Below are 26,291 nucleotides of genomic sequence, written 5' to 3'. Positions count from 1 at the left end.
AATTACCTTTCTGGTGGCAGCGCTCTGGCTGCTTGTAATACATGTAGAATAAATCTGTCCTTGTTTGCCTCTACGCGGTGAGCAGGGGCCATGATGGAAACCGCACCGATAAGCTTGGTTCCTTTGGTAACCGGAGCACTGATGCCCGTTACGCCTGGATCAAACTCAGAGGTGCTGATAGCAAAACCTTGGCGGCGGATCTGCTCTAGCTCGCTTTGCCAGACATCGGCATTTTCTGCCTCACCAAAATGCCTTAGGATCTTTTCGCGGCGAGCTTCTGGCAAATAAGCCAACATAACTTTCGAAGAAGCACCTCGAAGCAAAGGCTGACTTTGACCGCGAACATAACTACAACGTAGTGCCTGTGCGCTTTCTTGTAGACTTACGCATAACGCGCGGTAGCCAACAGGCACCATGTAAGCCGCCATTTCACCGGTCTGCTTTTGTAAGCGGAACAAGATGCTTTCAATCGTCTCTAAGTTGTGTGGACTCGATTGATAGCTGTGCATAAGTAAAAGTGCCGCTGGGCCGACAATCAGTGTTTTATCGTGAGCACTCTCTTCAATAAGGTTCCATTCTTTGAGCAGTTTTATGTGTCGATACAAACTACTCAAAGGGACCCCCAGTTGTAGGCTTAATTCCTTAGCAGAGACGGGCTCATCCGATACGGCAACTTGCATGAGCAGTTGCAATGGCTTTTCGTTGACCTGAGTCGAAGGTTGCTGTGCGTTTCCCATAATTGGTTATCTATCATCAATAAGGACTAGGCAATTTATATTCCTGTCAGATAAGAAAGGGAACAAAATTCATCGATACCTTTCTCACCAGATGAAAAATACGCAAATTCTGACATCTTATGAATCTTGCGATGCATCAATGCAATTGGATGAGTATCCAACTACAGTGGTCGCAACATTGAGGGAGAGATGGAAAATGAAATTTGTTTGTGGGACGTGTCGCCAGTTTCAAAGAGATAAAGAGAATGATAGAGCTATCTGCAGTGCGTGGGGAAATCCGACGTCGATGAAGCGCGACGGTTGCCAATTTTGGATGCCAAAGAATGAGCGACTTTTCCCTGTAGAGAAATCCACGTTGCAGGAATGAAAAACGCCCAACGGCAGAGGAGACGTTGGGCGTTTATTTGATAAGCGCGAAGTTGATTAGAACTTGTAAGAAGCGCCTAGGTATAGAGAACCAACAGCAAACGTGTCAGTTGAACCACCCATGTCAACCTTGAACGCATCAGCTTCATACGCTACGCGCATAGCCAAGCCTTCCACCATTTGTGGAGCATACTCAAGACCTAGACCGTAACGGAAACCAGACGCTGAATCACTCTCTTTGTGGCTGCCGTCTTTAAGTTCCATGTTAACGTGAGATAGGCCTAGTGTAGCGAACGGGCGCAGACCATTGTCGAAGCTGTAACCAAGGTTTGCTGCTAGTGAGAAGGCACTCGGAGTTGCCTTTACGCCTTGCATTGCTTCGTGAGATAGGTCGCCGTAGTTAGTGTAACCACCTTCTAAAGAAACGATGCGGTTAAACTGGTAGCCACCGTAAACGCGCAGTGAGCGTGCACCGTCGATGGTTGGGAATTGAGACATGTCTTTGTTTTCTAGCTTACTTTCCGTAAGACCGAAACCACCACCAATGTAGAAACCTGGCTCTGTAGAGTTTGCCCATGCGCCAGTTGCCATTAATGCCGTAAGAGCAAATACTGCTGTCTTTTTCATTTTGCTACCTTAAAAGATTCTAGAGAGTGTTTTGTTGTTGCGGCGTAATGTAAGGGATCTTTGCAGGGAACTCTGTGCTAGAAGTGTCGTGAAATGTGGTGGAAGTGTCATAGAACTGTTTGCGACCTACATCAATAAATGACAATCAGATACGCAAACGTTTACTCGAATTATATTGAATTACATCACACTTTTTTCGAACGTCAGGGTGGTTTTGTAGTACGTTTATCAGTATAACTGCCAACAATTACGACGAGAGAGGTAACGATGAATTATAAACAACTGCCAAAAATCGACCTTCACTGCCACCTAGATGGAAGTGTGCGCCCAGAAACCATTATCGAGTTGGCGGAGCAACAGAACATCGATTTGCCTAGTAAGGACGTCAACGTTATTCGCGATATGATGATCGCCCCAGAAACCTGCCCAAACCTTATTGAATACCTAAAGCGTTTCGATTTGCCACTGTCTGTTATGCAGACTAAAGAGGCGCTAGAGCGTATCGCTTTCGAAGTGTATGAAGATGCGGCACTAGAGAACGTAACCTACATGGAAGTGCGCTTTGGCCCACTACTGCATCGTGAGAAACGCCTAAATATTGAGGACATCATCGGTTCAGTGGTTGCAGGAATGCAGCGTGCTGAAAAGGTACACGGTATTAAAGGCAATATCATTTTGTCGCTACTGCGTCATATGCCAACCGATGAAATTAACGATGTGATTGATGTTGGTTCGCAATATGTGGGTAAGGGTGTTGCCGCGTTTGACCTTGCTGGTGGTGAGGAGCTGGGATTCTGCGAAAAGTTCATCCCATTTGCTCAATATGCAAAAGAAAAAGGTCTCAATGTGACTATTCATGCCGGTGAGCAGGGTGAAGGTCAGAATGTGTATGATGCGATTACTATGCTGGGTGCCGAGCGAGTGGGGCATGGTATCCATATCGCGACTCACCAGGCCGCGTTCGATCTTGTTCACGATAAGCAGGTGGCACTAGAGACTTGCCCAAGCAGCAACGTTCAAACGAAAGCGGTAGAAAGTATGGATGTTCATCCAATTGAAGACTTTAGGCAGCGCGGCATCCCGGTCACGATTAACACGGACAACAGAACGGTTTCCAACACTACAATGACAAAAGAAGTACAGAAAGTGATGGAGCAGTTTAACTTGAGTCAAGACGATTATATGCATATCTATCGCAACAGTGTGAATGCTGCATTTACCGATGAAGCGACGAAATCACAGCTTCTAGCGAATTAGTAAACAGCAGAGTTAGTGTTACTCAAACCATAAAAAGAAGCCCCAGTTGTGATACAACTGGGGCTTTTCATATTAGGCATGAAAAGCCTTTTAAATGAAAAGCAGAAAGTCTATCTACTCCTCTTTATGGTTGCCTCATTGGTCTAGAAGTACACCCTAAAGCCAGCTCTTGCCTCGAGTTCTATGTCAAATTCATCAAGATAAATTGCTGGTGTAACATCGACATAAAACCCTACAGGTTTAACGCGAAACTCAGCACCGATCCCCGGTGTAACGGCAATATAGCGGCTGTTTCTATCGACATAGTGACCGCCGACAAAAAAGTAAATTGGAGTATCTTGAATACCAAATGTCTTGTTGACGCCAAAGCCCATACGGTCGTCGAGGCTAACATTAAAGCGAAGATCATTGTGCTTGAAGTCTAGCCCCCAATATGGGTCGCCAACAAATAGGCCAACCCCAGTATTTGCCTTGGCAACTGAGCTAAAGCCCAAGCACAGCGCCAATGACATCATTATTACGTTTTTCATGTTTGCTACCACTGCTATTTCGTAGGCGGTAACCATAAAAGTCCAATGCAAAAATAACGTTAGGCAGCTATTGGTTTGACGAATGTCTTACACGATTGGATAGTCTCTCTCCATTGCTGACAGTAGGGAAACCAAACAGAAACAACTGTTAACAGCTTATAAGCTTGTTTGAATGTTGCTCGCAGTATGGCTTAGCCCAATAAATACTTTGGTTAAGCGATAGATAAAAAAAGACCCTCACCAATGGTGAGGGTCTTTTATTAGAAGTCGACTTCGTAGCCTAGGCTAAAGGTTCTACCGCGACCCGAGAAGTAATAGGCACTATGGTGACGGATTTGGCTAAAGTAGTTGATGTACTGCTCATTAAACAGGTTCTCGATACCGACACTGATGCGGCCATACTGCTTCATGTTGTAGAACATCGAAAGATCCATCAGGCCATAGCCATCAAATTTCTGTGCACTGCCCGCACCGTTCTGCTCTTTTGAGCGTGAGAACATGTGGTTATATTGTACTCGGCCATTCCAATTATCAGAAAACTGGTGGTTCATTGCGACCAACAGGCGATCTGGCGATAGGTTTTTCAAATCCATATCGCTGTCTACACGACCGTCTTGGTTCGTATCTACTTGACCTTCGACATGCGAGTAGAGCGCTTGAAGCTGAGTGGTTGGCAAAATGTGGTAGGTGGAGCTTAACTCATAACCTTTGATGTCGGTTCTTTGACGGACAACATCATAGGTACCGCCTTTGTTTAAGCTCAGGTTAGCGCCATCTTTTGCAATAGACATGTAAGTGCTACCGCTAATGAAGAACTTATCGTTGCTGTAACTTAGTCCTACTTCGTAGTTGTCTGTTACGACCGGTTTAACCGCTGGCATCGTATTGAAATCGATAGGGTGTCCGCCAGATGGCGCATCAACCCCAGGCCCGCCGATCCAGTTGCCGCGAAGCACTCGGCCAATATCTGGCAAACCGAATCCTTGACTAAAGCCCACGAACGAAGACACGTTTGGTGTGAAATCATAGACGGCGCCCGCGTTAAATACAGCTTGGGAGAAGGTTTGTTCGCCACCGATGATGTTCACTTCACGATGACCGCCGTTACCGTAGCCCCAAAGTGTTTGACCATTCGCCACTTTCACACGTGTATTCTCAAAGCGTACACCACCAGATAGGCGCAATGAATCGGTGACCAGCATGTCACCTTGAATAAACGGTGCGATACTTTGGTACATCATATCTGGTGTCACATCGCGATTCGATTGGGTCAGTTTTTGCTTGGTAGAGTCTTCCAGACCATCAATGCCAATCACCCAGCTATCGTCAAGGCCAAGGAGATCCAGCTTCACATAACTGAGTTTGAAACCCTTTTTAGTGGAGACGATTGCCCCTTGGTCATACTGTTTGTCGGGTGTTGGCCACCAAGATGCTTGACCATACACTGCCTCGAAGTTTTGGTAGAACGCTTGGAATTTAAGCTCACCGCCTAAGAAGTCGTAATGGTCATAACCAAAATTATAAAGCTCAGCATAGTTAGAGGTTGGATCGCCACTTGGTGTGCCTTTCACAACGGTACCCGGAACGCCATTTTGCCAGTCGCCTTTGACCGCGACGTAGTTTTGGTTACTTTGAAGTTTGAAGCGGCTAGCACTAAAGCTGACACGTTGATTGCCACCATCAAAGTTGTAGCCACCTTTCGCTAGAAAGTTGGTGGCGTTGGAGTCTTGAGTTTCACCTTGGATCGAGTTCATGCCAATTGGGTTGCCATTACCATCGTAATACAGACCTTGCTGCTCCCACGCACCACCGATAAACAGATCATAATCTTCATCGTATTGGCTCAGGTTGTAGTATACCTTGCCGCCTGTACCGTCTTCTTTGAGATTGGATGTCAGCCGGGTACCGATCGTTTGCTTCCAGTGATCACCCGGTTTAGCACTCTTGGTTACGTAGTTAATGATACCGCCCGTCGCACCATTGCCTTGTACAGCACTCGCGCCTTGCACAACTTCGACACGCTCAAGCATTGAAGAGTCAACGGTATAGCCATTGCGATTACCATTTCGAAGGGGGTTATTTTGTGGAACACCATCCACCATGATAAGTGCCGTGCGTCCACGTAGGTTTTCACCTTGCGTTGATAACTTCTGGCGACTCGGGGTCATGCCAGGTACCAAGTTTGCGATAACGCTGGTTAGGTCGTCGGCAACCGCCGTTTGCTGTTTAAGCTCTTTTTCTGAAATCACATGGATAGAGCCAGGGATCTTGTCCGCGTCTTGGCTGTAGCGTGTTGCCGTTACCACCATGTTTTCATCAGCGTTATCTTGTTCTGTTTTTGTCGATGACGCTGTTGTTTCAGTTGCGTTGGCTTGAGCAATGGATAGTGCGAGTAGTGAAAGGGATAAAACTCGGTTCCCTGTTGATGATGCCATTAGATGTAATTACCACTGATTCTAAATTTCGCGGCAATGGTAGTGCTTATGATAATAATTATCAATACCATTTTTTCAATGTGTTGTACGTGATGTATAACACATTGAAATGATTAGCGAGCGACGCACATTGGCGTATTGGAAACTGGGTCTTCAATCACCATTGCATCTAGGTCGAACACTTGTTTGAGTAATGACTGGGTAAACACTTCTGAAGGAGCGCCCTCGGTCATTAATTGACCGTCTTTAAGAACAACCAAGTGGTCACAATAGCGGCAGGCTTGGTTGAGATCATGTAATACGACAACCACTGTTTTGCCTTGCTGATTCATGGCTTGCATGGTGTGCATTAACTCGACTTGATGAGAAAGATCAAGGTAAGTAGTGGGTTCATCTAGCATGACAATTTCGGTGTCTTGCGCGATGATCATCGCGATCCAAGCACGTTGACGCTGACCACCAGAGAGCGCATCGATGGGCAGTTCGGCCAAATCACTAATGCTGGTGGCTGCCATAGCACGTTCAACGATTTGGTTGTCCTGTTCGTTGAGTTTTCCCCAATGTGAGGTGTAGGGTGCACGTCCATACTCAACCAAGCGGCGTATAGAGATACCTTCTGGGCTAGTATGCGTTTGAGGTAACATCGAGAGCCTTTGTGCCAGCGCTTTAGTTGGGATCTTAGTTAGTGGCTTATCGTCAATAAACACCTTGCCAGACTTAGGCTGATTGATTCTTGCCAGTGTTTTCAAAAGAGTTGATTTGCCACAGCCGTTCGGTCCAATAAGAGCCGTAATTTTTCCTTTCGGGATCGACAGGTTGAGATCTTGGATAATGGTTTTATTACCATAAGCAACGTGTAGATTTTTAACAGACAGCATTACCAACCCTTGTGTCGTTTTAATAGAAAGATGAAGTAGGGTGCCCCAATGACGGAAGTCAGAACACCAGCAGGAAGCTCAATTGGCGGTGAGATGCCTCTAGCAATAGCGTCTGCGATGAGCACCAATAATGCACCAATCAATGCTGAGCCGATGGCGAGCGCTTTATGATTGTGTCCAAATAGCATGCGAGCTAAATGCGGTGCGAGTAATCCAACAAAACTGATGGTTCCCGCGATGGACACACTAAGGCTAGCGAGCATGACGGCGCTGAGTATTGCGGCTATCTGTACCTTTTCGAGTTGTACACCCAGAGCAATGGCGGATTCTTCACCAAGGCCGATGATATCCAGACGCCATGCGTACCATAGGGCAATTGGCAATAAAATGGCCAAGCCGAGCCAAATATAAGGGAGCTGCTCCCATCCTCTTCCCCATAAACTTCCTGTCAGCCAAATCATGGCGGTGTTGATCTCGATAGGATGGACGACTAAGAGAAAGTCGATGCCACTGGCTAAAAAGGCACTGATAGCAATACCTGTAAGCGCCATTCTCGCTGGTGGTAATTTTGCCGCTTGTGCGATGATAACCAAAGCAAGTCCTACACTGACGCCACCAAAGATGGCCGCCAAAGGCAGATACCAAACTGGCGCATCGGGATAGATGGTCAATAGCAATGTGGCAGCGAAACCAGCGCCGGCACTGACCCCAATCAAATCTGGAGAAGCAAGAGGGTTTCTGATCACGCCTTGTACAAGCGCACCAGAGACACCAAGTCCCGCACCGACACCAATGGCAAGCAATAGTCGCGGAAATCGATATTGATTAACGACAAAGTCATAGTCTCCACCCTGAAAAAGGGTATCGAGGACTTGTGCCAATGACAATTGCGTGACACCAACTAGCATGCTTAAGATGCCTACAGCAATCAGAACCACAACTAGAATTAACCAAGAAAGCTTCATGAGTTGATGCGGCCTTTTATGGAAATAAAGATGAAAAATGGCGTGCCAATCAGCGCTGTCACTACGCCCACTGGCGTCTCGCTTGGGAAGGCGATGGCACGAGCCAAGGTGTCAGACAGCATCAGCAACAATGCGCCAAGAAGCGCGCTTGCTGGTATTAAAAGGAAGAAGTTGTTCCCAACGAGCTTGCGTGCCATATGAGGAACCAATAGTCCTAAAAAGCCAATTGGGCCCGCAGTGGAGACACTGACACTAGTCAGCATAACAATGGATAGACAAGCAAGTAATCGAATAACAGTGGTGTTGACGCCAAGTCCAGTCGCGACATCGTTCCCAAGCACCAATAGGTTCAATTGATGAGCCAGTCCCCAACTGAGTAGCAGAGCAAGCAGACTGATCGGGGCGAGCAGATTGATAGAGTCCCAATCGAGATTGCTAACAGAGCCAATTAACCAAGATTGAATGCTATAGGCTTGATCGTCAGCAAGAATAATGGTGGCTCGAGTTAACCCTAACAGCAGAGCATTCACTGCAATACCAGCGAGAACAAGTTTAACCGGGTGAGGTCGATTTTCGAAAAAGCCACCAAGATAAATGACCAGCAGACCACTTAGCACACTCCCAAGAGCACCGGCTACAACAGTAGGCAACGGAAGGGTAAGCACTCCAAAACTGGTCAATACAATCATAAGTGCGGCACCTGAATTGATGGCGAGCACCGATGGTGAAGCAAGTGGGTTTCGAGTGAGGCCTTGCATGAGCACACCAGCAACGGCTAAGCTGGCACCAATCAGCGCACAGCCCAACACTCTTGGCATGCGAAGTGTATTGATTATTTGGTGCTCCATATTATTGGCATCGAAAGCAAACCAATAGTGACTCAGAGCAGAGATCGTTAAATCGAAACTAGACCAAGCGATCAATGAAATGTTCAGGGAAACAAACACCCCGAAAAAAAGCGCAAGCCAAAGCTTGCACTGTTGGAGTTGCAACATGGGGAAATCTACGGTTTTTGAATAATGTCAGTTAGGTTTTTAGCAATGCCTTCTGCTGCGATTATCCCTCGGTTTAGTGACCACAGTTGCGGCGACACTTTCACGGCTTGCTGTGACTTTGAAACGTTCAGCATGTTGAAAAGAGGGTTGTTTGCCCAGTCATCATAGACGGTGTGAGGCTTATAAGGACCCAGTAGTAACCAGTCAGGGTTGATTTTTAAAAGCTGCTCAAAGCTCACTTCAATATACGCTTTGTCTGTTTTCGGAACCGCTGGTCCTTTTAGTCCTAGTGCGGTGATAACACCACCAGCGTAGGAATCAGGTCCATGCAGCCACATGCCTTTGTCTGTTACAACGGCAAACTGAAAGTTGTCTGCTGATGATAGATTTTGGCGATACTGAGCCATGATTTGGTGGTGCTTTTCAATTCGAGCTTTCATCGCAGCTTCACGGTTTACCGCAATTCCTATTTTCAGTGCCGATTCCAGGTTCTCCTCGTAAGTCTCGCCTCGGCTTTTTAAAAGGATGGTCGGCGCAATGCTTGAAAGATCGTTGTATATGGTGGCGTGACGCTCAGCGTCCGCGATGATGAGATCGGGCTTGAGCTCCGCGATAGCTTCTAAGCTTGGCTGCGGGCGCACGCCAACAGATTGCCAAGGTTTAATCAGCTCACGAATTTCAGGAAGAATGCGTTCGATGTTCTTGTCATCGGCGACACCAACCGGGGAGATGCCTACCGCCGCGAGCGCATCTACAAAAGAGTACTCAAGAGCGACAACACGACTTGGGCTGCCTTGAATCGAAACTTGTCCTTGTTGGTCTTCGAAAACTCGGGTGTCGCTTGCAACAGCGGAAACACAGACAAAAGCGAGAAAATTGACGATAACAGCACGAAGTCCTTGTGCAAAAGAGATATTCATAGCGAGCTCAATGTAAAAAATAGGAGGAGCGCAATCCTAGCATTGATTGGGAATGGTTATCAATAGCATTAACGATAAGTTGTCAATATGAAGCAAAACAAACCATTACATTGAGTGAATGGTTTGTTTTCGTGGTCGTGGGCCTAAAGACAGAGGCTATTGAGGACGTTGAACCGTGATGGTTTTGTCTAGCGTGGCGTAATCATTACCACCCAAGCGAGATAACGGGTCAACTTTGAGAGCATCGATGATCAAGCGCTCGTTTTGCATCGTGACGACTTGATCATCGATGTAAACTTTTTCTATTTTTGCGATGAGCAAGTGCTGAGGCGTGTTACCTACCTCTAGAACCTCGTGAAGGGTACAACCAAAGGCGATCGGACATTGTTTCACTCTCGGTAGACGGAAACCGTCTAGATCGTCGAGTTCGACTTGGCTAGCGATGACTTCTGACTCACCGTGATTCAATGTTGCAGAGGTTTGAGTCATGGTTTCGGCGCTGTCAGTCGATGCAATGTGAATGACAAGCTCTTTATTGTTAATAGCGTTCACTGCCGTGTCTTTTAACGTACCATCCGGCTTTTTACCCACTGAGAGCATCAACAGTGGTGGGTTGCTCGATATTGGTGCGAAATACGAAAATGGGGCGAGATTATAGTTGCTGTCGGATGACTCTGTGAGCGCCCAAGCAATCGGGCGAGGGATAACGGTTTGCGTCATTAAATGATAGATAGCGTTGGGGGATAACTCATCGAGGCTGAGCTGCATACTGACTTCTCCGTGTCGTCATTTTTGGTATGTCAAAACAGTATCATATTCCCTTGAAAGTTTGGAGATCCCAAGTGTCCTAGACTACACCTATAGAGTCAGCATAGATGAGGAAAACCCCATGATGATTCGATTAGGTACACTGCTTGCGGCACTTGCAGTGACGATCTCGTCACAGGCGGAGTGGATGCTTGATAGCAGCAATTCGACACTCAAGTTTGTCTCCACTAAAAGTAACAGCGTGAGCGAAATACATCACTTTGAAGCGATGACAGGCACGATCAGTGATGATGGCAAAGCGACATTGGTTATCGATTTGGTCAGCGTAGAAACCAACATACCCATTCGAAATGAGAGAATGCAAACCATGCTATTTAATGTTGCTGATTATGCTAAAGCAACGATTACCACCGTGGTCGATATGAGCGAATTAGACAACGCCGATATTGGCGGCATCTATAGCATCATCAATGACGTCACTGTGGATTTGCATGGTAATCAAAAAACCTACTCCACTAAATTGACGGTGATGAAAATGAGTGAAGATAAGGTGGTGATAGTGGCAAGTGAACCAGTGATCGTGAATGCGGCTGACTTTGGCCTTGAAGCTGGGATAGAAAAGTTACGCGAAGTTGCGGGTTTGCCAGCGATTGCAACGTCGGTGCCGCTGTCCTTTGTGTTGGTCTATAACCAAAAATAAGCCAAAAAAACGCTCCATGGGCGTGGAGCGTTTTTTTTATGAACAGCAAGCTTACACTCTAAAGTATGCTAGTTTTTGTGTCAGTTCATCAGACGCTTGCGCCATTGATTGCGACTGTTGAGCTAGGCTTTGACTAGCTTGTCTGATTTCACCAATCGACATATGAACCACGCTAACATTCTCATTAACGTCATTGGCGACGCTGCCTTGCTGCTCAGCAGCTGCGGCAATTTGGGTCACCATATCGTAGGTATCGTTGAGCTTAGCGACAGCGGTATCCAATTTGTCTTGGGTCTGAGAGGCTAAATCGACACTTTCAGACACTTTGGTCTGGTTAGCGGCCATGACCGACAGAACGCTGTCGGTGCGCTCATTAAGCTGATCGATGGTCGCCTGCACTTGTGCAGTCGACTCTTGAGTGCGGCTGGCAAGATTACGAACTTCATCGGCAACGACGGCAAAGCCGCGTCCCTGTTCACCCGCTCGTGCTGCTTCAATAGCCGCGTTGAGGGCTAGAAGGTTAGTCTGCTCAGAGACTTCGTGAATCACATTCACGACTGAGCTGATATCACTGACACCTTGCTTGAGCGCTTCCATAAGCTGGTGAGTACTGGTGATGTCGTCAGAAATGCCAGCGATGTTTTCAAGCGTGTAGCCCATGCTACGACTGCCTTCGGCGGCAAAGCTCTTGCTTTCTTCCGTTGTCGCTGACGTGCGCTCCGAGTTACCGGCGATATCTTGAATGGTAGAGGACATTTCGCTCATGGCGGTCGCCAGTTGCTCTAGCTGCTGGCTTTGCGAGTCAATACTGGTAGAGGTCTCTTCACTCGCGGCGGCAATGTTGCTGGAAAGCTGTCCTGAATAGTCTGCTGAAGACTTCGCCGCGGTAATGGTGTCTTTAAGCGCCGACATCATGCGTGCTAGTTCATTGCTTAGGTAGCCAAGCTCATCTTGACGATCGCTCGACATATTAACGGTCAAATCTCCGTCCGCAACGCGATGAACACGTTGCACCAAATTTTCAATCGGTTTAACGATATTACGTGCAATGAATACGCTGATAACAATTAACGCGATAGCGGCAATCGCATTGACGATGAGATCTTTAATTAATTGGCTTTGGAAAGCTTTGTCGATATCTGCCGTTTGAACACCGGCGCCAATAACCCAGTCCCACTCTGGAATATAGCTAACGAACGAGATCTTTTGTGATTCAACACCATCGCTGCCAACCCAGTAATAGGTAACAAAACCGCTGCCTTGACTCGTCGCCACAGCACTCATTTCCTGCCAAAAGTAATGACCGCGGGCATCCGTTAAATTGCTGGCAATGGTACCATTTAGCTGTGGGTTGGTTGGGTGCATCACCACCTTTTCATCAGAAGTCGCAATGAAGAAGTAATTATTGCCATCGTAACGCAGAGCTTCAATTGCACGTACCGCTGCTTGTTTGGCTTGCTCTTCACCCATCGACGCACTGAGCTTTTGATAGTGACTCGCTAAAGTATAAGCCACCTCGACATTCGAGCGTACTCGGTCTTTTCGCTGTTCATAGCTTGAGTCTTTTTGGGTAATAAGATTGAAAGTACCCAGTGAGAATAAAATGAGTACGGCAACGCCAACAAGAGCTTGTAATTTCGCTCTAATCGACAAATTATTCAGTTTCACAAAAACATTCCTCTTTACCTTATAAGTGCGCAAGTTTCATTTTAAATGCCAATGACGATATTTAGTTGCCAAGCACTAACCAATAGTATCACTTATTACTGATAACATTGGTACTTATTGACCGGAATTATTTATTAACTGCCGTAATTTCAATCTATTTAATATAAATCGCTACCAGCTAGTTGTGAAATGGATAAAAATAGGCAATTAGATTATAACCATCAATTTTGATAGAGGTTTGTCTATATGTTTTTGTTATGATTTGGATGGCTTATGAGCGTGGCTATATCAAATGAGGTGTTTATTTTGTTGAGGTATATCGTACTCAGTTTTGTATTTTTAGTGATGGAAGTATTAAAAAGTGCTATTGATTAGCACTTTTCATCTACACAACATTCGTCTTGCAAGAAGTCAATTACGCCAGCAAGGTGCTCATATTGGGCAACACAAAATAGTGTTCGGCCTTCACGGCGCTGCTCTATTAAGTTTGCCGATGCTAAACTAGAAATATGATGCGACAAGGTAGAGCCTGGAATATTTAATCGCTCTTGTATTTCTCCCACTGGGATACCTTGTCGGCCCGCTTTTACCACTTGGCGATAGATGGCAAGGCGAGTGACGTGACCTAACTCTTTTAAGGCTTTTGCTGCAATTTCGATCTGCATGTATTTCTCCCCACGATGACTATTTCGATAGTAATGGAAATCTATGACTAGCGCTAGGGACAATCAAGAAAAGCACCAGAGCAAATGCTAGCGAAGCGAACAAGTCTTCTGGACGATGCATACCAAGCCAAAGTCGACTTGAAGCGACAGCCACTGCCCACAACATGACCAGACAAGCTAGTAGGTTATGCTGATGGCTAGCAAAGAGTCCGGCAAAAAACAGAACACAGACTGCAACGAAGATGGTGTGACCAGAGGGGAAAGAATAGTCGGTTTCTCCCAACCAATGTTTGGTGCGCCAATCACTGACTTCATCACTGGCAAGGATGATGATCTGATTTTGAACCTTGCTATCGAGAGTGTAAAACTGTTGAGGTGAGGAAATAAGCCCTTCTTCTGCCAATTCGTAAGTGTAAGGCCTAGGGCTTTCTGTCCATTGCTTTAAGACTGTTTTAGCCCCAAAACTCAGTATCAAAAGCAACGCCAGTTGAGCGATGAGGATCAGTCTATGTGGCGTGGATCGTGTCACCCAAAGAGTCGTGACACCAAGGATGGCAAGCGTAAACAAAAAGCCCTGGTGACCAGCGGAATAAGACAATACTTGCATCGTAACGCCGAGCTCGTTGCTGACTGGCGTCGTAAGTTCAAACGGATAAAGGAGTAGCGAAATAATGTAGAGAATGGTCGCAACGATGGCGAGGCAACCGATACCGAATAGCTTACTTTGAGTGAAAAAGCGCAATTGATTAAGACGTAGGCTTGGCATAGTGGGCATAAAATATTGGTGAAACAGAGGAGGGTAGGGTATTCGATAGATTGGCTGGATAATTCAAGGAAATGTCATAATTTTCTTTGAATGCGATTTTTCGAAACGCTTACACGTTTGTTTGTCAGTATTGAACGATATAAAGCTACTTTGCGAGCAACTTTGTTGCTCGCTTTGCTGTCGGTATTGTGCCTTAAAACCCTACAGGTCACGCATCAGCTGTTCGAAGTCTTCATTGGCGCGCTCAATAATCTTATTCAGCTCATCGGCATCTCTATTGTTTAGGGAAATTTGCCAAGATTTATGGTCGCTGATTTCCATTCCTTTTAACAATGTTGAATGCTGTGAGCGTTGGAACTTCAGAGCTGTGAATTCGGTATTGTGGTGCTCGTCCAACTCAACGATATCGACATCGACTTCGCCTACCGGGTTAACGTGTACGTGAGCGTGACGTTGTGGGCTGCCACTTAGCAGGAAATTGTGGTGTGTTTTTATCATAGCTCTCTCCTTTAGAAAGAATCGATCCCTTTGAGTCTATTAACGAGTTTAGGAGAGGATTTGGCTATCCTGTATGAAATTAAAGTGAAGCTTGATGCCAGTCAAATAAAGGTGCACAAAAGCGCCTGGTTTACATTAATTTGTTGAGAAGTGTTCTCTTAATGCAGAGCGTCGGTTTTGTGTTGGGTTATACCCGTCCATTGGTACAGTATCTTCGTAGCCTTCGAGAATAAAACGTTGTGGTGGCAGTGCCGGAGTTACGCGACGAAGTTGAGGTGAGCGAGGAGTGCCAACGCGTTCATAAACCCAGAGACCACTGCCAGTCTCTAAACGGATAATACGACCATCAAATTCGAATGAAGTGGTGATCAATCTATGGTTACGCAATGCGCCAGCATCAGAAAAACTTAGGATCTCGGTACTCTGCTTTGGAGCGCCGATTTCGATCCAATTACCATAGACCCGCTTAGGAGAGATATGGTTTTGGTGGCTATTGTAAAACGCGAAGCCAAGCAGCGCGGAGAGCACAATAAAACCCACCAGAATGACGGCCAGCATGTAGCTATCTCTGTTTGGGGTTGCTCTTGCTCTGATTCTTGTCATTAACTCGACCTTCCTTGTCGTTAAGTTGAAGATTAATGTCTTATTCGTCTTGTTGTTCGCATCTAGTTATCATATCGACCAATGGTCAGATAACTTTACATCATGTTGTCTAATCGATGATGTTTTCTTATTAGTCAACTTAGCGTGAGCGGCACACGGGAGACAGCTAACCTTTGTAATACTTTGTTATTTCTAGACTTCGGTCAACCTAAACGGCACGAATAGCTGGTTTACATCGACTTTGGCTTTGAGTCTAGCGGCCAGCAGATACAGACCGCCAATCTTACGATGCAAAAACAACGCATCCGCGGGTGGGGTATGCCAATAATCTTGCTCCATACTGATCACGGTGCCAGCTTCACTGATACGTTGTGCTAGGTTGCTACTGCCAAAGTCATATTTTCCTTGATGTTTGAGCGGCTCGCCTGCAAGTTTCACCAAATTTACAACCGCTTCTTTTTGAGCGGGAAGAATGTGCTGAGTGAAGAACCCAATTTGCTGCAGAGCTTGATAGAGTGCCTCATCGTCTTCGTCCAGAATGGCACTAAAAGCAAGACGATAGCCATCGCTGATTCGGTCGTCGTAGGCTCTGGTTGCGCCAAAATCGAGGAGCACGACTTTCTGCTGTTGTTCATCGAAAAGGAAGTTAGCGAAGTTAGGGTCCGTTTGTACTAATTTGAAATCGAAAATCTCTTTAAACAGTAATTCAAGCAATAAGGCGACGACGCGATCTCGTGTCTCTTGGCTACTGTTCACTAAAGACTCGATAGCGACACCGCTGACATAAGTCATAGCCAGCACGTTATCCGTTGTGAGTTCGTCACGAACGTCGGGCAAAACGAACTGCGGGTAATGTTCGAGGTAGTGGCGAAATTGGCGCAACAATTTCGCCTCCAGCAAATAATCGGCCTCAGCATGAAGCTGCTTTTTAGCTTCTTCCAGCAGTCCTTTGTAATCTACATCTTTGGGTATCAGGCCGACTACATTGAGCAGGGTACCCACATTGTCAACATCGCTATCGATGCTTTGTTTGATCCCCGGATATTGCACTTTAATTGCCAGTTTGGTGCCATCGTCGGCGTGGGCTTGATGAACCTGGCCTATAGAGGCGCTAGCGATAGGTTTAAAGTTGAATTCAATAAAGTTTTGTTTCCAGTTGCTGCCCAGTTCTTGTAAGAGCACGGATGATAGCTGACTGGCTGGCATTGGAGAGGCATCGGAACGCAATCGCGAGAGAATATCTGCAAGTTCTGGACTAATAAGATCCCCCGCGTCCATCGACATTAATTGCCCCACTTTCATGGCTGCGCCGCGAAGGTGTGCCAGTTGGTCTGCAACCCGTTTGACGTTGCTGGGGGTAAGAAGTAGCTCCCGAGCCTTGGGGCGCTTACCTTGAGCAAATTGCTTAGCGCCCTCTGTTACCATAGAGCCGGTCACCCGAGTCGCCAGAGAGGCGAGTTTTCCAAAGCGAGTAATGCGGTTTGTTGGGACTTTACTTTCCTGATTGGACATAGCTTGTCTCTAATTAATGGATTGTGAATATTTATACCATCGCAGACTAGCAAGTGATCAATGACTTGTTTTCGCTATCTTTGTGAGGTAAAACGATGTTTTGCCAAAAGTTAATTACAAGGAAGTTATTATGATTAAAGAAAACACTTATTTTGAAGGCAACGTTAAATCACTCGGCTTTACACAAGCGGATGGCGACAGCAGTGTTGGTGTGATGGCGCCGGGAGAGTATACCTTCGGAACGGCTGCACCGGAGAAGATGACCGTTGTTAAAGGCGCGCTAATCGTTCGCCTTGCCAACAGTGATCAGTGGACTACTTACAGAGCAGGTCAGGCGTTTGACGTTGAAGGGGACTCGAGCTTTGATTTGAAAGTGGAACAAGCGACCGCTTATCTGTGTGAATACTTGTAAATATTTACAATGTAAAGTTAAGGTATAGTAGGCCTTGCGACGCAAATAAAAGAACGCATCGACGGAGTTGGTCGATGCGTTACACTCAGGCAGTGGATTGGAGTGTCAAAATTAAAGCTTGCTGTTTAAGTACAAATCTCAGTAACGTTCAAATTCACCACGATTGTAGTCATCGATAGCTTGTTGGATCTCCTCGTTGCTATTCATTACAAACGGCCCGTAGTGCACAACGGGTTCATTAATAGGCTCGCCGACAAATATCAGTAACCCTGTGTCTTCTCTCGCATTAATCTCCATCGCCTCTCCTTTTGAGACTAGTGCAAGTTCACCTTTTCGCAACTTTTTCTCAGCCACTGAAACTTCACCTTGGTACACATACAACATGGCGTTGTGATGTTCTGGCGTAGCTACAGTGAGTAGCTCACCGTGTTGTGCGCGCCAATCTGCGACAGTGGCGACTGCGCTAGTTTGTGTAAGCGGCCCTGACAATGTTTGACCATCCACAGTGAATGATCCTGCTAATAGGCGAATGAGGCCGACTCCTGACTTTTGGTATTCGGTAATCGTTTCTGGCTGAAAATCATGGTATTGGGCTGGCTTCATTTTGTCTTTGGCCGGCTGATTGATCCAAATTTGAAAACCGTGCAGCTGCCCTTCATCCATTATTGGCATTTCACTGTGAATCACACCACGGCCTGCTGCCATCCACTGCGCGCCACCTGAGCGCAGCTCGCCCACGTTACCCATATGGTCGCGATGCTGGAAGTGGCCTTGCATCATATAGGTAAGGGTTTCAATTCCTCGATGTGGATGTGGAGGAAAGCCGCCCACGTAGTCTTTCTTGTCGTCGGACTCTAGCTCATCAATCATAAGAAATGGCGAAAACGCTTGGTTATCAAAGCCGTGTACGCGACGAATTTTTACCCCATCACCATCAGAGGTAGCGTGCGATGGAATGATCTGTTGAATGGTTCTTAATGAAGTCATTTGGGACCTCCTTGTTATCTGATAGTCAAACTATAGATCTCCGGAGATACAAAGAGCAGAGTGGAAATGTGAAAGAGACGTTCAAATAGTTTGAACTAAAAACTACATGCGTATATTTGTAAAACTATATAGTTTTGTGACTTGTTCGTAATTTTGAGGGTCTCGTCCTTTAGAACAGACCGAAAATTTGGTTTATTAGAATCAACCCAACGAGATGTTGATGGCCCCACGTTTAATGATTGGCGAACAAACAAATCAAGAGAGTAGAAGATGATAGTAGGATTAGATATCGGTGGCACAAAAATAGAGGGTGTGGGACTGGATGCCAACAGCTACGAGACCTTGGTTGTTCATCGTGAGCCAACGGCAAAAAACAGTTATTCAGAGTTCTTACAAGCTGTGATGTCGGTGATTGATACTGTAAGCCAACATGGGGATATCGAATCTATTGGCATAGGCTGCTGTGGTTCTGTCGGCAATGACGGCCTGATGCAGGGTGCAAACGTGTCGGTGTTGAATGGACAGGACTTTATTGGTGATATTCAAAAGCAGATCGACGTTCCGGTTGCTATTGCGAATGATGCAGATTGTCTTGCGCTCTCTGAATATAAAGATGGCGCCGCAAAGCACGCGACCAACTCCTGTGTCGCCGTCATCATTGGAACGGGTTGCGGCGCCGGCGTTGTGATCAACAATGGCTTAGTGACTGGCCTTAATAAACTCGGTGGCGAGCTAGGACACAATCCACTCCCTAACTTTAACCCAGAGATTGATGGTAATCCTCACCAGTGTTATTGCGGCTCGATGAACTGCGCAGAGTCTTTTGTTTCCGGTACGGGCTTTGCTCGTACATTCGCAGAAAAGTATGAACCTGCAAATTCTAGAGAAATTATGGATCTCTATGAAAGAGGTGATGACAGAGCGATTGAGCACTTCGATTTGTACTGTGATCAGCTCGCTCGAACTTTGGCTGCTATTGTGAACTTTGTCGACCCTGAAGTCATCGTGCTTGGTGGTGGGATGTCAAACGTAGACGAAGTGTACCCTTTGGTTCAGCAAAAGCTCTCGAAATACACCTTCACAAAATCGGTCACGACTCAGGTTGTCAAAAGCGTACATGGTGACTCGTCTGGTGTGCGGGGCGCAGCATTCTTGCACACGCTTTAGTTAGAGCTATTGACTCTTTCACAAACCTAACGAGTTGATGAAAACCACTATGACGCAAAAAGACGATTTGTTTCTAACTCTAGACTTTGGTGGCTCTTCGGTGAAAGGTGCCGTCATGTCGCGTGATGCTCAAATCCATGAGCGATTTTCGCTTGCTAGCCAAGCTGACACTTATGAGCAGTGGCTCGACACGTTTACCCCTTTGTTCGATGAGCTTGCCGCACGATTTGCACTAAAAGGAATCGCGATTAGCACTTGTGGAGCGGTCAATGTGGACTCTGGGGTGATAGAAGGGGCAAGTGCTCTACCGTATATCCACGACATCGATGTCAGATCTTTATACCAAACTCGGTTCAACCTGCCAGTTGAGCTAGAAAACGATGGCTGCTGCGCGGCACTTGCAGAAGACTGGCTCGGGGCTGGAAAAGAAGATGACGAGTTTTGCCTGCTAGTACTGGGCTCTGGGATAGGTGGCGCCATCGTGCGTGATGGTGCAGTCATCAAAGGGACGCACTTGCATGCCGGGGAATTTGGCTATTGCATACTCCGTTTTGAACAAGGGCAGCCGATTACCTATTCGAACGCCGCATCCACTCGAGCTCTTGTTGAAAACGTGGCACTGGCCAAGAATCAAAAAGTCGAAGATTTCGATGGTGTTAAAGTGTTTTCCCTTTACGAGCAGGGTGACAACGATGTACTGCCGTTGGTCGAACAATGGTATGGCGATCTGGCAACGATTCTCTTTAATGTTCAGTACTCTTTGGATCCGAAACGCATTCTGTTAGGAGGGGCGGTCAGCCGTAGCCCTCGATTAATTGACAATATCAATCGCAAGCTGGACGAGCTGCAAGCTTGGATCCCAATTGCTCGAATACGTCCAGTTCCCGCACTGACACAATTTGGTAACGACGCCAATCTGATTGGCGCTTTGAAACATTTTCTGAATAGACAAGGTTAGTAAGATGACGACATACACTTTTCCGCAAAATTTTTTGTGGGGCGCGGCTGCGTCTGGCATTCAAACAGAAGGCACCACAAATAAAGCCAATGATTCTATTTGGGATCTTTGGCACCAACAAAGCCCAGAACGTTTTTATCGTGGCATCAGCTCTCAAACGGTAACGGATACCTACCACCGTTACAAAGAAGATGTGCAGGACATGAAAAAGGTCGGCTTCAATTCATTCCGTACTTCTATTCAGTGGTCTCGACTGATAAAAGACTACGAAACTGGCGAGGTATGCCAGGACGCTGTCGAGTTCTACAACAACTACATTGATGAAATGATCGCTAATGGCATAGAGCCGATGATGAACCTCTACCACTTCGACATGCCGGCCGAACTTCAAGAAAAGTTCGGCGGTTTTGAGTCAAAGAAAGTGGTCGATCTTTTTGCAGACTACGCAGAGACGGCGTTTAAACTCTTCGGCAACAAAGTGAAGTACTGGATTACGTTTAACGAGCCAATCGTGCCAGTAGAAGGCGGTTACTTGTATGACTTCCATTACCCATGCAAGAAGGATGGTAAGCTCGCGGTTCAAGTGGCCTTCAACATCATGCTTGCTCACGCAAAAGCGGTACACCGTTTTAACGGGTTGCAGCTGGAAAACTCGCAAATTGGTATCGTGCTTAACCTAACTCCGTCATACACGCGAAACGACAGTGAGGAAGACAAAAAAGCGGCATGGTATGCAGACCTTTTGTTTAATCGCAGCTTTCTAGATCCAATGGTGAAAAACGAAATCCCTCAAGAGCTGTGTGATGTATTGGCTGAGCAAGGGTTAACGCCTGAAGCGACAGCGGAAGAGATTACCGCGATTACAACCGCGAAGGTCGAGTTCCTTGGCGTTAACTATTATGTTCCGCGCCGCGTGAAAGCGCGTGAAGCTGAGTACGACTTAGATTACTTTACGCCAGAGGTCTACTTTGAGAACTACGTAAACCCAGAAGGTCGATTCAACCCATATCGTGACAATAACGAAATCTTGCCGACGGCTATCTATGATATTGCGAAAAATGTCCAAGAGAACTATGGCAACATTCCTTGGTATCTTGCTGAAATTGGCATTGCAATGGATCTAGAATCAGAAGGAGAGCCAGGCGCCGACGGTCTGATTGACGATTCCTTCCGCACGGGCTTAATGAAAGAGCATCTAGTTCAGCTTCACAAAGCGATTGAAGAGGGCTCAAACTGCTTTGGTGTTCACCAGTGGACCTTTATCGATAACTGGTCTTGGCTGAACTCGTTCAAACGTCGTTATGGTTTCTTCCGCTTGGATCTAGAGACTGGCAACCGAATCCCTAAGAAACATGGGGTTTGGTTTAAAGAACTAGCGACGACGGGCTCGTTTGAAATCGAGTAAACCTGTCAGCACTTGGTGTGCATATGCCTTAAGCTGTTTTGGGCTTTATGGTGGACTGATACCTCTATCAATTGTGGCTTGAATTTGATAAAGTTTTTTCTGCTTCGTATAACCCCAATAATATGGTTTGGGGGTCTCTACCAGTTCCCGAAAAGTGCTGATTACGAAGAGTTAGGATGGCATTGCTGTCTTTACTCTTTGTATTGGCGTTAGAAATTTCCCTTCATCTGTTCCTATACTCAGAGTAAGTGCATCCGCAAGCCCCAAAAGCCGTTTCGGCTCTCATAAGCATAATAGGTGGTATATGAACGCATTTATTCAAGGTCTCCCAAAGGTCGAGCTACATCTTCACATCGAAGGCTCTCTTGAACCAGAGCTCCTCTTCAATTTGGCAAAACGTAATCAAATCGACATTCCTTACGACTCGCCAGAAGCGCTTCGCAAAGCGTATGAGTTCGATGATTTGCAATCCTTTCTCGATATTTACTATCAAGGTGCCAATGCTCTGCAAACTGAGCAAGATTTCTACGATTTGACGTGGGCGTATTTAGAGCGCTGTCAGCGTGATAATGTAATTCACTCCGAAATTTTCTTTGATCCGCAAACCCACACTGACAGAGGCATCGCTTTTGCGACTGTGATTAACGGTATAGACCGAGCACTTCAGGATGGTCAGGAAAAACTGAATATCAGCACTCAGCTCATCATGTGTTTTTTACGCCACTTATCTGAAGAGGCGGCGATTGAAACGCTTGAACGTGCTTTACCCTATAAAGATAAAATCATTGGCGTTGGTTTGGATTCTTCCGAGCAAGGTCATCCTCCAGAGAAGTTTGCCCGAGTGTTTGAGATGGCAAGAGAGCAGGGCTTTTTAACCGTCGCACATGCAGGAGAAGAGGGGCCTGCACAAAACATCGTTGATGCGATAAAAATGCTTGGTGTCAGTCGAGTTGATCATGGCGTGCGTTGTGTTGAAAGCGAGGCGCTGGTCGCTGAACTCATCGAATCTAAGATGCCGCTCACGGTCTGTCCTTTGTCAAACATAAAACTGCGCGTGTTCGAATCTATGCAGGATCATAATATTGTCGAGCTACTAAAAAAGGGCGTGGCTGTGACGATAAATTCCGATGATCCGGCCTACTTTGGGGGCTACATGACGGATAATTTTGCTGCTGTCAGTCAAGCTCACTTCTTGACGCATAGAGAGTTAGCACAATTTACACTCAATGCCATTGATGCCAGCTTTATTGATGAGGCGTTGAAGCAAGCGTATCGCCAGCAAGTGGAAGACTATTTGGTCTCGGCTATGTAATGAGCGAAATACAGCACTAAAAAAGTTAAGTCGTCACTCCCGAAAAAGGTGGCAGCCTCAAAAAAGGAATGACGACTTGAGTGGTAGACTCAGAGGTTGGTTAATCAACTGAGTGGTTTATTTGTAGCGTGTTCTGTAATTAGCTGCAATACAAGGCGTTATCAAACGCTCATTGTCGTGCAGTTTTGTGAAACATTTCACTTTCTGTAGCACCATATTGGTTCACAACGTATAGGTGTCGTTGTTGGGCAAGCCTAGGTTGGCAAGCTATTCTTAACTTAGCGTCTTCTCGGCATCTAAAGTGAGGGAAAGAGATGGGCAAGTTAGTTTGGTTACTGTCACTGGTTGTGTCCTTTAATGGCTATGCGTTGCAGCGTTCCTGGGATGAAGTCACGGTGCCAAGTGCCGGTGAATCGAACTCGATTGGTAGCTATGCTAATGGCTGTTTAGCCGGAGGCCAGCAGCTCTCGTTGAGTGGTGAGGGGTATCAGGTGATACGCTCACAACGCAATCGTTATTATGGCCATCGAGATATGATCGCTTATTTAACCGAGCTAGCACGTAAGGTGGATAACTTGGGTATCGGGCATTTGCTGGTGGCCGACATCTCAATGCCAAGAGGTGGGCGTTTTACTTCTGGTCATGCTAGCCATCAAACGGGGTTAGATGCTGATATCTGGCTCAGGCTGCCCAATGCGCCCCTCAACGCTATCGAAGCGGCCGATCCTAAACCTTATCCTGTCGTTGATATCGAGAAGTACCGATTTAAACAAGACAAGTGGACGACAAATCACGAACTTCTGCTTCAGGTAGCTGCCGTTGACGAGCGTGTTGCTCGCATTTTTGTTCATCCTTTGATCAAAAAGCAGCTTTGTGACGTCGCATGGAAAGATAGGACTTGGTTACGTAAAGTGCGCCCATGGTGGGGGCATTACTACCATTTTCACGTCCGGTTGCATTGCCCTGAAGGGGAAAATCAATGTATCGCTCAAAACCCTCCACCACCGGGAGACGGTTGTGGGCAAGAGCTGGCCTCTTGGAAGCCCTACATTCCAGCTAAGAAGAAGCCAGCAGACAAGGTCACGAAAAAAGAGCCTGCCAAAAAGCGTGTTTCAAAGCCGAAGTTTCAAGAGTGTGTTGCGTTACTGGCCGAGCCTTAGATTGCTCATTGGTTATTGCAGGCGATACTCAATCGTCACTTGATTGCCATCAACACGAATATTGGTGATGTCGCCATCTACCGTGAGCCGAGTATTAAAAATTCGATCGGTTTCGCCGCCAAAGTGACCACGCATTGAGGGAAGGTGGTGGCAAGGATCGATATGCAGTAGTCGGCAAAAACGGTCAACAAAATTTGCATCTAAAGGTTTGTTACCGTTAAGGCGGTTAGACAGCTCGATTTGGCTAACGTTTAGGCGCTTGGCCACTTCCATTTGCGTAATGTGCATTTTTGCTTTTTGTGACATCCAGACACGGTAAAGCGCTTCAGTATCTTGTTGTGTAAAGTTCATCAATATAACCCCTGCATTTATTGGAATTGTCCCATTCCCTTTTCTGCCGCGTATTTCAGCTTAGCTGGGACGCTGGGTTGTCAGGCGCATGCAAGTCAGGTAAAGCTACTGTCCGGTAGAGGACAAATGCGCGTCAAGATTTTGATGGAGTTTTTTATGCCACTGAAACGACTCTCATAGAGTGAGAATCCTATGGTCATTCACTGTCAAGCCTTAGATAAGTAGCTAGTCATGCTATGTCATTGAGAAAAATACATTAACGGCAACAATCTTGATTAAAGAGGCGGCAAATTCTAGGTATTGATAACAATGTTAGTGATGCACTTCTCAAAAAACACGCAATATTCCCCATTTGCTGTCTGGTTGTATAGCATTTGTTAATGAAGTTTTGGTTAATTGATTTGGACTGGAAATCAATACGGTTATTAAGCTAGGAGTTGGATGGATACGTTGACTGCGTTTTCTCTGGATATGAGAACGTTGAATTTTGTGATGATATTGTTCAGCATCATATACTGTATTGGCTTGTTGCTGTTTTCACAGACACAAGAAAAAACTCAAGGCTTGAAGCTATTTGCAGTGGCATTGTTGGTCATGGGCAGTGGTCCTTTACTGATCAGCTTACGTGGTGTTGCTCCGGACTGGGTTTCGATTGTTGCTGCTAATACTTTGGTTTCCATCTCTTTTCACATGATTCTAGTTGGGTTGTGTCAGTTCCGTGGAGTAGATATTCAGTTTGCGCGGCGCTTCAGTTGGGTCATTCCAGTTGTACTGCTATTCAATCTTTACTTCACCTATGAAGCGAACTCAATAAATCAACGCATTCTGGTAAGTGCGCTATCAATTGCTGTCGTTACTCTGGCGACCGCGTTTGTGGTGTTGGTGGGTAAACAACGAGACTATAAACCAGCGGTGCTCACCATGGCAGCGACATTTGGTTTTTACGGTTTGTTCATGTTGTTTCGAGCTTTTTATACTTGGGATAGCCCAGAAATTCTTCATTTTATGAGCGCTGATTTGGTTCATAAAATGACCTTTTTATTCAGCATCTTTCTGACGGTCGCATCGAGCTTTAGCATGTTGTGGTTAATAAATGCACGGCAAGTCGACGATATATACGCGCTGTCCTATTTTGATTCATTAACCAATTTACGTAATCGCCGGGCATTGGATAGTTATACGCTAGCGTTTACCGATAATGGCGATAAGCTAAAACACAAACAGAGCATTATTATGCTTGATATCGATAAGTTTAAATTGATTAATGATCGTTATGGCCATGTTATTGGCGACAAGGTTATTAAAGCGGTCGCAGAGCAAATAAAAGGTACTTCGAACGCGCCAAAATCTATATACCGATTTGGTGGCGACGAATTTATTATTGTGTTGAATCATCAAACAATCGACTTTGCGTTGTTCGTCGCTGAGTCGATGCGTAAACGCGTTGCCGACCACGTAAAGGTGAATGGGTTGCCCATTCAGGTTAGTTGCAGCTTTGGTGTTGCTGAGTCACTTCCTGATGAAAGCTGGGATGCGCTCGTTGCTCGCGCGGATGAAGCTTTGTATCGCGCTAAGCAAACAGGACGTAACTGCGTTCAATCTGCGTCGGATCAGGCTCAATTACTGGCTAATGTCTAAAACAACAGCAT

26 protein-coding genes and 1 riboswitch are annotated in these 26,291 nt (G+C 46.1%); of the genes, 9 read left to right on the top strand and 17 right to left on the bottom strand.

All coding sequences use genetic code 11. The annotated features are described in order from the left end of the window. Window positions 1–2: 2 nt before the first annotated feature. Both AAA946_RS20765 and AAA946_RS20760 read right to left on the bottom strand, forming a co-directional pair. A complete protein-coding gene (locus AAA946_RS20765; RefSeq protein ID WP_338166655.1) occupies window positions 3–737 on the bottom strand; it encodes an IclR family transcriptional regulator in 735 nt (244 codons plus the stop codon). Between the two features lie 423 nt (window positions 738–1,160). Beyond that, window positions 1,161–1,730 (bottom strand): porin family protein, encoded by a 570-nt coding sequence (locus tag AAA946_RS20760; RefSeq protein WP_338166654.1) that lies wholly within the window; start codon window positions 1,728–1,730, stop codon window positions 1,161–1,163. A gap of 267 nt (window positions 1,731–1,997) precedes the next feature. Here AAA946_RS20760 and add point away from each other — a divergent pair, with 267 nt between their 5' ends. Further along, window positions 1,998–2,987 carry an adenosine deaminase gene (gene add, locus AAA946_RS20755; protein WP_338166653.1) on the top strand — a complete coding sequence of 330 codons (990 nt, stop codon included), beginning with the start codon at window positions 1,998–2,000 and terminating at the stop codon, window positions 2,985–2,987. A 143-nt stretch (window positions 2,988–3,130) separates the two neighbouring features. Here the strand turns inward: add and AAA946_RS20750 are convergent, their stop codons facing one another. From AAA946_RS20750 to AAA946_RS20720, 7 genes are all read right to left on the bottom strand, one after another. Further along, on the bottom strand, window positions 3,131–3,517 hold the full coding sequence (locus AAA946_RS20750; protein WP_338166652.1) for a hypothetical protein: 387 nt from the start codon (window positions 3,515–3,517) through the stop codon (window positions 3,131–3,133). Between the two features lie 260 nt (window positions 3,518–3,777). Then, on the bottom strand, window positions 3,778–5,952 hold the full coding sequence (locus AAA946_RS20745) for a TonB-dependent receptor (RefSeq protein WP_338166651.1): 2,175 nt from the start codon (window positions 5,950–5,952) through the stop codon (window positions 3,778–3,780). A 113-nt stretch (window positions 5,953–6,065) separates the two neighbouring features. Next, the gene (fecE, locus tag AAA946_RS20740; protein ID WP_338166650.1) at window positions 6,066–6,830 is read right to left on the bottom strand and encodes a Fe(3+) dicitrate ABC transporter ATP-binding protein FecE; all 765 of its coding nucleotides are present in this window, start codon (window positions 6,828–6,830) and stop codon (window positions 6,066–6,068) included. Next, window positions 6,830–7,795, bottom strand: coding sequence for a FecCD family ABC transporter permease (locus AAA946_RS20735; protein WP_338166649.1), 966 nt, complete (start codon window positions 7,793–7,795; stop codon window positions 6,830–6,832). Before AAA946_RS20735 ends, fecE begins: the two co-directional genes overlap by 1 nt. Beyond that, complete coding sequence (locus AAA946_RS20730; RefSeq protein WP_338166648.1) at window positions 7,792–8,790, bottom strand: FecCD family ABC transporter permease; 999 nt, start codon at window positions 8,788–8,790, stop codon at window positions 7,792–7,794. The genes AAA946_RS20735 and AAA946_RS20730 overlap by 4 nt, the downstream gene beginning before the upstream one ends. 8 nt (window positions 8,791–8,798) lie before the next feature. Then, entirely contained in the window at window positions 8,799–9,710 is a 912-nt protein-coding gene (locus tag AAA946_RS20725) for a Fe(3+) dicitrate ABC transporter substrate-binding protein (protein WP_338166647.1), read from the bottom strand. Between the two features lie 156 nt (window positions 9,711–9,866). Further along, a complete protein-coding gene (locus AAA946_RS20720) occupies window positions 9,867–10,478 on the bottom strand; it encodes a flavin reductase family protein (RefSeq protein ID WP_338166646.1) in 612 nt (203 codons plus the stop codon). Window positions 10,479–10,599: 121 nt separating this feature from the next. Between AAA946_RS20720 and AAA946_RS20715 the strand changes: the two genes are divergently transcribed. After that, entirely contained in the window at window positions 10,600–11,178 is a 579-nt protein-coding gene (locus tag AAA946_RS20715) for a YceI family protein (RefSeq protein WP_338166645.1), read from the top strand. Between the two features lie 51 nt (window positions 11,179–11,229). Here AAA946_RS20715 and AAA946_RS20710 read toward each other — a convergent pair whose 3' ends face one another. The 6 genes from AAA946_RS20710 to AAA946_RS20685 form a co-directional block, all read right to left on the bottom strand. Further along, window positions 11,230–12,846, bottom strand: a complete 1,617-nt coding sequence (locus tag AAA946_RS20710) for a methyl-accepting chemotaxis protein (protein ID WP_338166644.1) — start codon at window positions 12,844–12,846, stop codon at window positions 11,230–11,232. A gap of 371 nt (window positions 12,847–13,217) precedes the next feature. After that, window positions 13,218–13,511, bottom strand: coding sequence for an ArsR/SmtB family transcription factor (locus tag AAA946_RS20705; RefSeq protein WP_338166643.1), 294 nt, complete (start codon window positions 13,509–13,511; stop codon window positions 13,218–13,220). Between the two features lie 19 nt (window positions 13,512–13,530). Then, window positions 13,531–14,286 (bottom strand): phosphatase PAP2 family protein, encoded by a 756-nt coding sequence (locus AAA946_RS20700; protein WP_338166642.1) that lies wholly within the window; start codon window positions 14,284–14,286, stop codon window positions 13,531–13,533. A gap of 192 nt (window positions 14,287–14,478) precedes the next feature. Further along, window positions 14,479–14,775, bottom strand: coding sequence for a hypothetical protein (locus tag AAA946_RS20695; protein ID WP_338166641.1), 297 nt, complete (start codon window positions 14,773–14,775; stop codon window positions 14,479–14,481). A 135-nt stretch (window positions 14,776–14,910) separates the two neighbouring features. After that, window positions 14,911–15,333, bottom strand: coding sequence for a DUF2850 domain-containing protein (locus AAA946_RS20690; protein WP_445206128.1), 423 nt, complete (start codon window positions 15,331–15,333; stop codon window positions 14,911–14,913). Window positions 15,334–15,570: 237 nt separating this feature from the next. Then, window positions 15,571–16,890, bottom strand: coding sequence for an ABC1 kinase family protein (locus AAA946_RS20685; RefSeq protein ID WP_338166639.1), 1,320 nt, complete (start codon window positions 16,888–16,890; stop codon window positions 15,571–15,573). Window positions 16,891–17,020: 130 nt separating this feature from the next. Between AAA946_RS20685 and ppnP the strand changes: the two genes are divergently transcribed. Beyond that, a complete protein-coding gene (gene ppnP, locus AAA946_RS20680) occupies window positions 17,021–17,302 on the top strand; it encodes a pyrimidine/purine nucleoside phosphorylase (RefSeq protein WP_338166638.1) in 282 nt (93 codons plus the stop codon). A gap of 138 nt (window positions 17,303–17,440) precedes the next feature. On the opposite strand, the gene AAA946_RS20675 is transcribed toward ppnP, so the two are convergent. Further along, window positions 17,441–18,289 (bottom strand): pirin family protein, encoded by an 849-nt coding sequence (locus AAA946_RS20675; RefSeq protein ID WP_338166637.1) that lies wholly within the window; start codon window positions 18,287–18,289, stop codon window positions 17,441–17,443. 270 nt (window positions 18,290–18,559) lie between these two features. Between AAA946_RS20675 and AAA946_RS20670 the strand changes: the two genes are divergently transcribed. From AAA946_RS20670 to mepA, 5 genes are all read left to right on the top strand, one after another. Further along, a complete protein-coding gene (locus AAA946_RS20670) occupies window positions 18,560–19,456 on the top strand; it encodes an ROK family protein (RefSeq protein ID WP_338166636.1) in 897 nt (298 codons plus the stop codon). Window positions 19,457–19,505: 49 nt separating this feature from the next. Then, entirely contained in the window at window positions 19,506–20,414 is a 909-nt protein-coding gene (locus tag AAA946_RS20665) for an ROK family protein (RefSeq protein ID WP_338166635.1), read from the top strand. Between the two features lie 4 nt (window positions 20,415–20,418). Then, a complete protein-coding gene (locus tag AAA946_RS20660; RefSeq protein ID WP_338166634.1) occupies window positions 20,419–21,819 on the top strand; it encodes a glycoside hydrolase family 1 protein in 1,401 nt (466 codons plus the stop codon). An 84-nt stretch (window positions 21,820–21,903) separates the two neighbouring features. Beyond that, window positions 21,904–22,003, top strand: a riboswitch (purine riboswitch). A gap of 120 nt (window positions 22,004–22,123) precedes the next feature. Beyond that, the gene (locus AAA946_RS20655) at window positions 22,124–23,131 is read left to right on the top strand and encodes an adenosine deaminase (RefSeq protein ID WP_338166633.1); all 1,008 of its coding nucleotides are present in this window, start codon (window positions 22,124–22,126) and stop codon (window positions 23,129–23,131) included. Window positions 23,132–23,445: 314 nt separating this feature from the next. Continuing rightward, window positions 23,446–24,291, top strand: a complete 846-nt coding sequence (mepA, locus tag AAA946_RS20650) for a penicillin-insensitive murein endopeptidase (RefSeq protein ID WP_338166632.1) — start codon at window positions 23,446–23,448, stop codon at window positions 24,289–24,291. Between the two features lie 12 nt (window positions 24,292–24,303). On the opposite strand, the gene AAA946_RS20645 is transcribed toward mepA, so the two are convergent. Then, complete coding sequence (locus AAA946_RS20645) at window positions 24,304–24,642, bottom strand: helix-turn-helix domain-containing protein (RefSeq protein WP_338166631.1); 339 nt, start codon at window positions 24,640–24,642, stop codon at window positions 24,304–24,306. A 441-nt stretch (window positions 24,643–25,083) separates the two neighbouring features. Between AAA946_RS20645 and AAA946_RS20640 the strand changes: the two genes are divergently transcribed. After that, a complete protein-coding gene (locus AAA946_RS20640; protein WP_338166630.1) occupies window positions 25,084–26,280 on the top strand; it encodes a GGDEF domain-containing protein in 1,197 nt (398 codons plus the stop codon). Window positions 26,281–26,291: the final 11 nt, after the last annotated feature.

This window comes from Vibrio sp. 10N (genome assembly GCF_036245475.1).
In the GTDB taxonomy this organism is placed as follows: Bacteria; Pseudomonadota; Gammaproteobacteria; order Enterobacterales; family Vibrionaceae; genus Vibrio.
The sequence above is the reverse complement of the archived record's forward strand: the minus strand, read 5'-3'. Positions and strand labels throughout refer to the sequence as shown.